Here is an 11,998-nt window from a genome sequence, read left to right as displayed (position 1 = left end):
TTTCTCCTAAAGCTTGCCCGTCAAACTATAAAGAGGCTCAAGTACCCATTCGTAAAGATGGCGAGTTTCTTGTGTTATGTCCGCTTCAATTAACATACCGGTTTGCAACGGCCTTAATTCGCCATAGGCTAGGACATGTTGCTGGTCCAGACCGACGCGTATTCGGTAATAGCGTTCGCCATCCAGGCCAATCCCGGGTATTTCTCCGGACGCGTTTGCAAGCTCTACGGCAGAAACCGAGGTCTTGGAGATGGATTTAACTGTACCGTTATGTTGCCCGAATTTCTGATAGGGATAGGGTTGATAGCGAATGCGCACTTTGTCGCCAACCCGGATGAAACCAATGGATTTGCTTGGAGCATAAAGCTCGGCCTGCAATGAGGAGTTATTTGGAATAATACTTAAAAGAGATCTGGCTGTACCTGTAGTTTGTCCGGGTTCCGCGAAAATTGCAGTCACCACACCTTCTTGAGGAGCCTTGATAACCAGTATGCGTCGCGCCTCACTCTCAATGAGCTCTTGGTCAATTTCCGATAGTGCTCTATGAACAATGGCAAGTTGATTTTCATGTCGAGCGGATAAGCCAGAAAGTTCGTTATGGCGCTCGGTTACCTGCTGTCGCATCGCGGAGCGGTCACGCTCAAGGGTATTTAATTTCTGCTGATGATTGAGTAACTCTGCCTGGCGCTGCTGTAGCTGATCCATGGCGATATATCCCTTTTCCATTAATCCCGAATAGCGACTGGTGGCATTGGAAGCCAAGGCAATCAGCTGTTGTTGACTGAAAATTTGTCTGTTTAACATCTCCAATTCATTTTTTAAGCTGCTTAAGTGGGTTGTGAGACTTTTTCTTTCATCGATCTGTAGTATTTTTATTTTTTTCTGTTCATCAAGTAGAGACAATTTTCTCTGTTTGAGGCTGTTGCTGATACTTTCCTGGATCGGATTGGCATTTTCGCCATAGTGTTCACTGGACAACGTGAGAAGATGAGTGCCAGTCCTAACGTGCTGCCCCTCATGAATAAAGCTTTCAAGTACCCGCCCTTGTTGTGGAGCGTAAATTTTAATTTGTCCTGATGAGGGCAGTAGCTGTCCAACTACGGTGCTTCGCTTGGTGTAACTTCCCCATATGAAAAAAATAATTACAATTGATGCAAGGGTCGTAGCGAAGACTGTGAGAAAGGTGAACGAGACTGGACGAATCAGGATGATGCTGCCCAACCAGTGCGTATGCTGAGCTTCCAAAGCCTCTGCTCTGAATAGCGACGTGTCTTGGATCAATGGGAGCATTCCTTGCTGACAATAAATTGGAATCTCTTGAAAGGAGGCCGCATCGCGGCGAGGCAGTAAAGATTCCCATGTATGCCCGTTTGGGTCACCCCTACATGTGTAGGGTACAAATCATCGAATTTGATCGCTATCGTGGATTGCGCTTTGTCACCTTTTAATGATTCGAAGGAAGTAAGAAAGTAACCACTATGCCGCTTTAGTTTTTTATTTTTAGAGAAAGGAAAAGTTTCCATGAGAAAGTTGTCACGTATAGAAATATTATTAGTGTCTGGCGCTGGCTCAGGCGACTCGGGCTCTACGTTTTTCGGAAATGCTGGAGCCACTTTGGGCGCGGCAGCGGGCGCAGCAATAGGGGGACGATTCGGGCTTGGCACGCCAGGTGCGGCCGTTGGGAGTGGGCTGGGAGCCTTGGGAGGGGACGCGGCTTACAATGCTGTGAAGGACGCAGCTAACTCTTGGAATCCAAGTGCTTTTCATGGAACCTCTTTTTTCCCCCAAGTACCCGGAAATAGGGGAGGTTAACTATTAGATTGTCTACTGGTGTCCTGTTTTCAGAAATACGTTCTCTTTTGGCGAGTGGCTTGGGTGTCCGGTCAAGGCGTCGCGACGAGTCATTGCTGGGCTATGGCGAGGTATGGCAACGCCGGCCGGGCGCCCAAGACGCCGCCAAAAGTGAACAGCTTATTTCCGGAACAGGATGCTAGATATACTGTGAATAAGTGCAGGCATATCTAGTGGGTTGAAAAAGAAAGGGTAAGAAATTGAAGTATGACCAAAATTATATTAAGAAGGTTGAGGCTTAAAGATCAGTTGTCGAATGATCTTTTAAAAATTTTTGCTTTGATTGAAAGGACTATAGTAGCTTCTATTTTAATTTTGCTGGTATTTATTTTTATGAGTCGAATGTCTCTAATGAATGGGCCTTTGGGTTGGGAGGTGCTAAGCGGACTGATAGGGTATTTAGCGATTGTTATAAAGAAAATGTACTATGATGAAGCGCTTTCTGAGCTAAGAATGGATGTTGAGGTGGAGCGAGATGTATTGCGATGCGCGATGCTATCCATCGGTTATTCAGAGAAAAAAGTTAATGTGTATTGGTCCAAAAAAATCTTTAGCTTCTTTTTTTATTGCAAGTCGGAAGCTATAACATATACCCCGCAAAGCGGGTTGGTAATCTTTATTGGACCCTATGACAAATTGTTAACATTGGCATCTATATGCAATCAGCATTCGTGAGTTAGAGGTTCGCATCTTACTTAAGATTTATCGAATGCGTTGCGTATTCCCGATGGGGGATAACAAAGTTTCCTACCCTTCTGATTGAGTTATCGCTGTTCCGCCGACCCCAAAACACCCTGTCTATCCCAAGCGATTGAAAATGCTTTTTTAGAGATTTGATTGCTTCCGCTGTATGCCCTGAGGGGAAGCAGAAGTCAATAATCCAAGTTTTACCTCCTTCGTTCCATTCAGATGCATGAAGTAAAAAATTTGGATCTTTCAGTAGCCTAGCTTCGCTGTCTGGGGCTAAATTCGCCCAAGTGACGTACCCAACGGGTGAATCATTTTTATCGAAAAAGAATAAAATTTGTTTGTGGTCTATAGCCGGAGCTATCCAAAGCCGCAGATTCATGATTTCAAAAAGTGAATAGTTACTGTTCGTGCAAATGATTATGCAGGCAAAACCTATTAGTTTCGCCCTGTTTGATGAGTAATCACACCGGCAATAGGTATGTAGTTTGGCTGGAATTTTCACAATATTTCCTCCGCTTTCATTATGAATTATATATGGCTGTTGGTACTTTCTGTCCAAGGTCTCCTCTAGGTCGCAAGAACGGTATGGATTTTCAGCTACCGTCACTGCGGTGTTGAAGGTTTACATGGATGTTCGTCGAGGTCACCCCTACATGTGTAGGGTACAAAATATCAGTTTTGCTCCTTATTGTTGAGGTATATGTACTGTTCGGAACAGTGATTGGTGAGCGACCTATGAAAAAGTTATCAGATCTGCATGAGGTTTTTGTGAGTTTCAAGGCAGAGAGAATTGAAAGTACTTCCATCGCATTCTTTAATAAAGGCCTGAAAATTGACCTAGACGAAGAGGGCGTTCTTTCTAGGTACAGTTATGTTGTGGGAGGCGGTGGAGGCGAGCAAAAGCAGCAGCGCGGCAAAATTTTTTTTGCCGAAAGATACGGTGGTGATGGAATTTTAAGAAATGGGGGAGGTGGTCGCTGTGGATTTGATGGTGATTTTCAACTGAAAGGAATCGGGCCAAACCAATTAGTGGCGAAAGATGCTGATTTTGCTGATGGAAATGGCTTGATGAGCCTTAACTCTGCCATCTACGAAACTCTCTGGTCGGAAATTATAAATATAGCGCTTCCCTACGGAGCGGTAAGGTCTGTCGCTGTAATAGATACGGGGTTGAGGTTTGAGTTTAATAATAAATCGTATCTTCGTGGGTTGTTGGTTAGGATGCCTGCGGTACGTCCGGCGCATTTTATTAGTGCGGTATATTTTAGAGAGAGACATATCGGTGCGCTGAGTAATGACGCTAAGCGTGTTCGTGTTGTAATAAAAAAGCTCGTTGAATTCTTACCCTTGGATCGAGAGGGGTGCTTGTCAGGATCGTTGCATGAACGACTGAATTTAGGTCTTTGTGAACTTGCAAGACGTTATGCAAAACAGTTTGCTGCTGCGAGAGCGAAACAAATAATCCATTATAATGTAACTCCATCAAACTTAACCTTGAGTGGGGCGTGGATAGACTTTAGTAGTGTGCGAATTTTTTCTGATTTAATTCCAATTGATAGAGTCGACTATGAACAATTTGTTGGGGAGCATATTTTAGCTATCGAAAGCATTAGAAATATATGCTATTACTTAAGCAAGCATAAGATTGTTGGTTTGGATGATGCAAATGAAATTGCGGAAGGTGCGCTAAATGCGTTTATGCAGGAGTATGATTGTCAAAGCAGATTGCATTGTGCGATGCGTATGGGGTTTCCGGTTATTTTGCTGAAACATATAGTTGGAAGTGATGTTTTTTTTGAGTTTACCGATATTGTCAAAGAGTTGCTGGCTTTTGATGATTTTTCAACTAGATTTGTTGCAAATGACGCTGGGTGGGAAGGGTATGAGTGTTGGGGATTTCGATTATATATCGCTCTATTGAGAAAAAAGGTGCTTGGCATAGAGTCAGATCTTCTAATCTTGAAGATAAATCCGGCGCTACTAAAAAAGCTGATTATAGCTTATGATCGTTTTTTTGATTTTTTACATTGTAAAGCTGATTCGGTTGGAGTGAGTTTTCGAAATTGGGTTGCTGGCATGGCAATAAATGTAGTCAGGGTTAATCATATAGATGCTGCTTTGGCTGGACTTGAAGATAAAATTGATGATGTTGTTGGCGGCGGTAAGGACTTAAATAATGATGTTGGTCGTTTGGTTGAGGACGTTGTAGGTGCGGCGTGTCTTCAATTTTACAATGAGGATGATGCTCGAATTCCATGTTGGATAAGCCGGTCATTAGAGATTTGGTTCGATTTTGAAAGTGGTTTTTATATCCTAAGGCAAGCTGGTCAGGATTTGTATTCAGAGAAGTGTTTGCTGAGGTTGGCCGCGCAAAATCCGGAAGTGCTTAAAGCTATTGATTTTTATTCTGGGGTATGGGATGTAGTCGGCTGGGAGGAGGTTTAATTTATGTGTTTTTCGTGAGCTTCTTTGTTGCATTTTTTTAGACGCTTTTATTGTGGGTATATTTATTTCCTATCTTTTAGTTTTACGTTTAGCTTTTGAGTTGGCTGGACTCTGGTTGTGATTTAGTTCTGTCTTGTTGGCATGTTCTAAGAGGTGTGGATCACTTTGGTTGGGTAGAGAAGATGCTTGCTTTAGCCATAAATTAGAGTGATGTCATTTGATCAGGCGTTCGCTGAAGTTGGCTTGTAAAACTGCATATTTAAATTGGCTGAGGTTATTTGATTGCGCTGGATGCGAGAGCGGTTCTTTGTCATGATTTATACTTAATGGGTGGCTTGGAAGTTTGGTTTGGAGTGGAAGATTTTTTTATTGAAAAAATAAACATGTTTTAAATGTTCGTTCATGGGTGCCTAGCTCTTTTGTTGAGGGTTATTTGGTATTGGTTTGGAAGCAGGAGTGTTGTCCATGTCGTTGGGGCGATACGCGAGTTTGAAGAATATGTGACGACTTTAATGTTTTTTAAATTTCTCTGCAAATAGCTTCACTCTGGATTTTACCCCTTTTTTTCGTAAAATTGAAGAAACGTATTCTCGCACTGTGAAATCGCTAATGCCGAGCATTAAGGCTATTTTTTTGTTTGTTTCACCTAGTAAAAGTAGTTGTAGGACTTCATGCTCTCGTTTTGTTAAGTCTTTAGTGTTCTTATTCAATTGGTTGTTCCTTATTTGGATTTTTTTTGTTGTTGGGTGGTGATGTTATCGGTGTGTTTGAAAATTTGCTAGTTCATGGATGTCTCGATTAATCGCCGGAAATATCCGATAAAAAATTGTATTCCTACAGATTTTTATATGGAGCGAGGAAATGACGTTCCTTGCAGGGTAAGAAGTACTACAGAAGGTTACGGGGGTAATAGTTAGATGGAGCGAATATGAAGGAGGTTGCAGGCAGGCTACGTCCATAACTCGTCCCGTTCGGATACGCTCCTGTCGTCTTGCCGCTGCTTTGGGACAGGTAACGCTCCGTAGATCATCAAGCGTGGACCCCTATTGCAGGGGAGCTTGCTCTCGCCGGGGCGCGAAACGGTCCCAAAAACCAGGCGTTTCACGACTCCTCCCAGTCAAAGCGTAGAGAGAGCATTTATTTATACACTGAGATATGCAGCTCCAGATTGACGGGATTTCGTAGTTTGACGCTCGTGGCCCCGCGCCAGTGCTTGATATGGGCGCGCAGAAGGCTCCAGGCCGTTTCTCGATCATCTATGGGCTGGGCACTCACCGTGAAGCCTTCAGGTATATCGCTGAACATTCAAATTCTTCTTCCGATCAACTGCGGCGACCTACACTCAGTTCGACCGGCCCACCCGCGCCGTCAATGGATTTTCGAACGTCGATCGGTTTGGAGGGAGAGATGGACTTGTTCGACTTTGGTGTTGGGGGCAAATCATGTCAAATGGGCTCCAGGAAGGTGTCGGGAGCGCACAGAATTCATGAAGTGCTTACGAAACAATTTCGAAGGTTTTAAGTGTTGATCTCACATGCCTTGGCGCAGGAGTACCCTAACTAGAAAAATGATTGCAGCTCGGAGGTGCCTGTAGCCAACTCGCGTTCCAATAGGCGACGCAAGTTGAGAGGGTACTTTCGTCGAAGCTACGCTTCACTCTTAATCCGCTAACCTGTTTGATCCTGTTCTACTTCCCGATGTACGTCACGTGTCCGTTCGCCCCTTCCAGTTGCCAGCCACACTTCACTGACACTCAGCAAACGTGCCAATTGCGCCATCCGCAATCGTGGTACACCCCGCCTTCTCCAATTCGTCAGGGATTGAGGACTGATACGCAGCACCTCAGCAAAAGCCGAGGGGGTGATGTCGTACTCTTCCAATAGGTTGCGCAAGCGTTGCCCGCAGGCCAGCCGGGCGCTGGGCTGCAGATCTCTTTGTTTCGACCAAACGTTGACCATCGTTATTTCCTTGCATCCTGCTCGTACGTTTAGCGCTACAACTGTAAAGAAACACGATCCAAAGCTAGATAGCCTTGGATGCTTGCTCTCCATGTAAAAAATAACGAACCCACAAGCAGGCGGAAGGAATGCTGACAGACGGTGCTTACATCGGATATGCATGCATGATCTGAACTCTCGGCTGTGTAGGAAAGGGATTACTTCAAAAGCAGTGCCCTCGGCTTATGCCTCGCTTATTCCTTTAAGCCATAACCTCCGCACTTTGCGTGATATGGCCGGGCAGGGTTTGCCGGTATGATAGGCGCCCCCGCAGCCCGGATTGCGAATACGCCATGACTGTGCAATACCCCACCATCGCCGATTGCGTCGGCAACACCCCGCTGGTCCGTTTGCAGCGCCTGCCCGGCGCGACCAGCAATACGCTTTTGCTCAAGCTCGAAGGGAACAACCCGGCGGGTTCGGTCAAGGACCGGCCGGCGCTGTCGATGATCACCCGTGGCGAGTTGCGCGGGCAGATCCAGCCCGGCGACACGCTGATCGAGGCGACCTCCGGCAACACCGGGATTGCCCTGGCGATGGCGGCGGCGATCAAGGGCTACAAGATGATCCTGATCATGCCCGACAATTCCAGCGCCGAGCGCAAGGCGGCGATGACCGCCTACGGTGCCGAGTTGATCCTCGTCACCAAGGACGAGGGCATGGAAGGCGCCCGTGACCTGGCCGAGCGAATGCAGGCCGAAGGTCGCGGCAAGGTGCTCGACCAATTCGCCAACGGCGACAACCCCGAGGCCCACTACACCACCACCGGTCCCGAGATCTGGCGCCAGACCGACGGCACCATCACCCATTTCGTCAGCTCGATGGGCACCACCGGCACCATCATGGGCACTTCGCGCTACCTGAAGGAACAGAACCCGAACGTACAGATCGTCGGCCTGCAACCGATGGAAGGCGCGTCGATCCCTGGCATCCGCCGCTGGCCCGAGGAGTATCTGCCGAAGATCTACCAGGCCGACCGTGTGGACCGCATCATCGACATGGCCCAGAGCGAAGCCGAGGACGTGACCCGTCGCCTGGCCCGCGAAGAAGGCATTTTCTGCGGCGTATCGTCCGGCGGTGCCGTGGCGGGCATGCTGCGTTTGTCGAAGGAAGTTGAAAACGCAGTGATCGTCGCGATCATCTGCGACCGCGGCGACCGCTACCTGTCCACCGGCATTTTCGACGCGCCCAACTGATGGCCAAGCATGAAAGAGGCTTGCGCTTCCAGCCCAGCGGCGGAAGCCGGGCCCCACAAGTGCCGACCGGCAAGAAACAGCGCCTGGTCATCGAGCGCCTGGCCAACGATGGCCGGGGCATCGCGTTTGTAGACGGGCGTACCTGGTTCGTCATCGGCGCCCTGGCCGGCGAAGAGGTCGAGGCGCGGGTACTGGGTGCCCATGGCAAGGTGGTCGAGGCGCGCACCGAGCGGGTGTTCCAGGCCAGCGAACTGCGCCGTGCCGCTCCGTGCATCCATGCCGGCCGGTGTGGCGGTTGCAGCGTTCAACATCTGCCCCACGACGAACAGCTCGCCCTGAAACAGCGCATGCTCGCCGAGCAACTGTCGCGGGTTGCCGGTGTGGTGCCGGAGGAATGGGCCGCACCACTAAGCGGGCCGGAGTTCGCTTACCGACGCCGGGCCCGCGTGGCGGTGCGCTGGGACCAGAAAGCGAAGAAACTTGAGGTCGGATTCCGCGCCGTCGGCAGCCAGGACATTGTCGCCATCGGCGATTGCCCGGTGCTGGTACAGCCTTTGCAACCGATCATGAATCGCTTGCCGGACATGCTCCGCCGCTTGAGCAAACCCCAGGCGCTGGGCCATGTGGAATTGTTCGCTGGCTCGTCCCTGGCGGTATTGTTGCGGCACATGGCGCCGCTGTCGGAAGCCGACCTGACGATTCTCAAGGATTTCTGCGCATTCCATGGCGCCCAACTGTGGCTGTACGGCGAAGGTGAGCCGCAACCGGTCCACGCTGAGTTGACCCTGGGTTATCGCCTGGACAGCTGGGACCTGGACCTGGCTTATCGGCCGGGGGATTTTATCCAGGTGAACGCCGGGGTCAACGAGGCGATGATCGCCCAGGCGCTGCAGTGGCTGGCGCCGCGATCCGAGGAGCGGGTGCTGGATCTGTTCTGCGGCCTGGGCAACTTTGCCTTGCCGTTGGCCCGGTGCGTGCGCGAGGTAGTGGCCGTGGAGGGCGTGCAGACCATGGTGGACCGCGCGGCGGCCAATGCCCTCAGCAACAATTTGCATAACACTGCCTTTTTTCAGGCCGATTTATCCCAGCCACTGGCGGGTGCCGAATGGATCGGCGAAGGCTTTTCTGCGGTACTCTTGGACCCACCCCGTGACGGTGCTTTCGAGGTGGTGCGCAAGCTGGCGTCCCTGGGCGCCAAACGGTTGGTTTATGTATCGTGCAACCCGGCAACTTTGGCCCGGGACACGGTCGAATTGATCAAGCAGGGCTACCGGTTAAAACGTGCCGGGATTCTCGATATGTTTCCTCAGACGGCGCATGTCGAGGCCATGGCGTTATTTGAAGCGAGCCAGGATGGCTTGTCCGACTGATCCGTTCGTGTAAATCCGCTACAGCCCTGGGCGGAAACACGGGCAACGAAGGTCAGCGATGTTGACGCATTGAATCTGCGTCGTAGGGAAGGTAAGTAAAGATGGTACAGGTGAGAGCACACCAGCCGATCAACACCGACGGCAGTATCAATCTCGAGGCTTGGCTCGATCACGCGGTCAGTATCGACATGGCACTGGATCGCGAAGCCTTGAAAGAAGCCTGCGAGTTCGCTCGTGAGGCGGAACAGCAACACAACGCGGCGAAGAACCTCTGGTCCGAAGGCACGTCGAGTTTCCAGACGGGCCTGGAGATCGCCGAGATTCTCGCCGACCTCAAGCTCGACCAGGATTCGCTGGTCGCCGCGGTGCTGTACCGCGGCGTGCGCGAAGGCCAGATCCAGTTGTCGGTGGTCAGCCAGCGCTTCGGCGCGGTGGTCGCCAAGCTGATCGACGGCGTGCTGCGCATGGCGGCCATCAGTGCCAGCCTCAGCCCGCGTCATTCCATGGTCCTGGGTACCCAGGGCCAGGTGGAGAACCTGCGCAAGATGCTCGTGGCCATGGTCGACGACGTGCGCGTCGCGCTGATCAAACTGGCCGAGCGGACTTGCGCAATTCGCGCGGTAAAAGCTGCCGACGACGAAAAACGCAATCGTGTCGCCCGGGAAGTGTTCGACATCTATGCGCCCCTGGCCCACCGTCTCGGCATCGGTCACATCAAATGGGAGCTGGAGGACCTGTCCTTCCGTTACCTGGAACCCGACCAGTACAAGCAGATCGCCAAGTTGCTGCATGAGCGGCGTCTGGACCGCGAGCGCTTCATCACCGACGTGATGACCCAGCTGCGCGAAGAACTGCAGGCCACGGGCGTGGAGGCCGACATCAGCGGCCGGGCCAAGCACATCTATTCGATCTGGCGCAAAATGCAGCGCAAGGGCCTGGAGTTCAGCCAGATCTATGACGTGCGCGCCGTGCGCGTGCTGGTCCCGGAAATGCGCGACTGCTACACCGCGCTGGGGATCGTCCATACGTTGTGGCGGCACATTCCGAAGGAGTTCGACGACTACATCGCCAACCCCAAGGAAAACGGCTATCGCTCGCTGCACACCGCCGTGATCGGCCCGGAAGGCAAGGTGCTGGAAGTGCAGATCCGCACCCACGCCATGCACGAGGAAGCCGAGTTGGGCGTCTGTGCCCACTGGAAATACAAGGGCACCGACGTCAAGTCCGGGTCCAACCATTACGAAGAGAAAATCTCCTGGCTGCGCCAAGTGCTCGAATGGCACGAGGAACTGGGCGACATCGGTGGCCTGGCGGAACAGCTGCGGGTGGATATCGAGCCGGACCGGGTCTACATCTTCACCCCCGACGGCCACGCCATCGACCTGCCCAAGGGCGCGACGCCGCTGGACTTCGCCTACCGGGTCCACACCGAGATCGGCCACAACTGCCGGGGCGCCAAGATCAACGGGCGGATCGTGCCGCTCAACTACAGCCTGCAAACCGGTGAACAGGTCGAGATCATCACCAGCAAGCACGGCACGCCGAGCCGCGACTGGCTGAACCCGAACCTGGGCTACATCACCACCTCCCGGGCGCGGGCGAAAATCGTCCATTGGTTCAAATTGCAGGCCCGCGACCAGAACGTCGCCGCCGGCAAGACCCTGATCGAGCGCGAGCTCAGTCGCCTGGGCCTGCCGCAGGTGGATTTCGACAAGCTGGCCGAAAAAGCCAACATGAAAACCGCCGAGGACATGTTCGCCGCCCTCGGGGCCGGGGATCTGCGCCTGGCGCAACTGGTCAACCTGGCCCAGCAACTGGTGGAGCCGGAACGTGGCAACGAACAACTGGAACTGATCCCGCGCAAGGCCACCGGCTACAAGCCGGGCAAGCGCGGCGATATCCAGATCCAGGGCGTGGGCAACCTGATGACCCAGATGGCCGGCTGCTGCCAGCCGTTGCCAGGCGATGCGATCGTCGGCTACATCACCCAAGGCCGTGGCGTGAGCATTCACCGCCAGGACTGCGCCTCGGTGTTGCAACTGGCCGGTCGCGAACCCGAGCGGATCATCCAGGTCAGTTGGGGGCCGGTGCCGGTGCTCACCTACCCGGTGGACATCGTCATCCGCGCCTACGACCGTTCCGGGCTGCTGCGTGACGTGTCCCAGGTGCTGCTGAACGAGCGCATCAACGTGCTGGCGGTCAATACCCGCTCGAACAAGGAAGACAACACCGCGCTGATGTCCCTGACCATCGAGATTCCGGGGCTGGATGCGCTGGGGCGGTTGCTTGGGCGGATTTCCCAGCTGCCGAACATCATCGAGACCCGGCGTAACCGGACGCCGGGTTGATGAGTCACGGTTAAGCGCGGTCCAATGTGGGAGCGAGCCTGCTCGCGATGGCGTCGAATCAGTCACGTTGATGTTGACTGGCACGCCGCCATCGCGAGCAG

Annotated in this window: 9 protein-coding genes; 5 read left to right on the top strand and 4 right to left on the bottom strand. The window is 52.0% G+C overall.

Going from position 1 to position 11,998, the window contains the following annotated elements; translation table 11 throughout:
• Positions 1-6 precede the first annotated feature (6 nt).
• Positions 7-1,290 carry an HlyD family secretion protein gene (locus N005_RS09870; protein WP_047701046.1) on the bottom strand — a complete coding sequence of 428 codons (1,284 nt, stop codon included), beginning with the start codon at positions 1,288-1,290 and terminating at the stop codon, positions 7-9.
• 768 nt (positions 1,291-2,058) lie between these two features.
• Between N005_RS09870 and N005_RS09865 the strand changes: the two genes are divergently transcribed.
• On the top strand, positions 2,059-2,526 hold the full coding sequence (locus N005_RS09865) for a hypothetical protein (protein ID WP_047701045.1): 468 nt from the start codon (positions 2,059-2,061) through the stop codon (positions 2,524-2,526).
• A gap of 16 nt (positions 2,527-2,542) precedes the next feature.
• Here N005_RS09865 and N005_RS29965 read toward each other — a convergent pair whose 3' ends face one another.
• The gene (locus N005_RS29965) at positions 2,543-3,043 is read right to left on the bottom strand and encodes a toxin-activating lysine-acyltransferase (protein ID WP_162843598.1); all 501 of its coding nucleotides are present in this window, start codon (positions 3,041-3,043) and stop codon (positions 2,543-2,545) included.
• Positions 3,044-3,276: 233 nt separating this feature from the next.
• Here N005_RS29965 and N005_RS27785 point away from each other — a divergent pair, with 233 nt between their 5' ends.
• Positions 3,277-4,986: a hypothetical protein gene (locus N005_RS27785; RefSeq protein WP_144402660.1), complete on the top strand. Its 1,710-nt coding sequence runs from the start codon at positions 3,277-3,279 to the stop codon at positions 4,984-4,986.
• Positions 4,987-5,495: 509 nt separating this feature from the next.
• On the opposite strand, the gene N005_RS28155 is transcribed toward N005_RS27785, so the two are convergent.
• Positions 5,496-5,696 carry a response regulator transcription factor gene (locus tag N005_RS28155; protein ID WP_144402659.1) on the bottom strand — a complete coding sequence of 67 codons (201 nt, stop codon included), beginning with the start codon at positions 5,694-5,696 and terminating at the stop codon, positions 5,496-5,498.
• Between the two features lie 957 nt (positions 5,697-6,653).
• Entirely contained in the window at positions 6,654-6,944 is a 291-nt protein-coding gene (locus N005_RS28900) for a helix-turn-helix domain-containing protein (RefSeq protein ID WP_144402658.1), read from the bottom strand.
• Positions 6,945-7,276: 332 nt separating this feature from the next.
• On the opposite strand from N005_RS28900, the gene cysM reads away from it, so the two are divergent.
• The 3 genes from cysM to relA all read left to right on the top strand — a co-directional run bounded on the left by cysM (position 7,277) and on the right by relA (position 11,897).
• Positions 7,277-8,179 carry a cysteine synthase CysM gene (cysM, locus tag N005_RS09855; protein WP_047701044.1) on the top strand — a complete coding sequence of 301 codons (903 nt, stop codon included), beginning with the start codon at positions 7,277-7,279 and terminating at the stop codon, positions 8,177-8,179.
• Positions 8,179-9,549, top strand: coding sequence for a 23S rRNA (uracil(1939)-C(5))-methyltransferase RlmD (rlmD, locus tag N005_RS09850; RefSeq protein ID WP_047701043.1), 1,371 nt, complete (start codon positions 8,179-8,181; stop codon positions 9,547-9,549). Before cysM ends, rlmD begins: the two co-directional genes overlap by 1 nt.
• Positions 9,550-9,650: 101 nt before the next feature.
• A complete protein-coding gene (gene relA / locus N005_RS09845) occupies positions 9,651-11,897 on the top strand; it encodes a GTP diphosphokinase (RefSeq protein ID WP_047701042.1) in 2,247 nt (748 codons plus the stop codon).
• Positions 11,898-11,998: the final 101 nt, after the last annotated feature.

Origin of the sequence: Pseudomonas mediterranea CFBP 5447, from assembly GCF_000774145.1 — a bacterium.
Classification (GTDB): Bacteria; Pseudomonadota; Gammaproteobacteria; order Pseudomonadales; family Pseudomonadaceae; genus Aquipseudomonas; species Aquipseudomonas mediterranea.
This window is presented reverse-complemented; position numbering and strand designations above follow the sequence as displayed.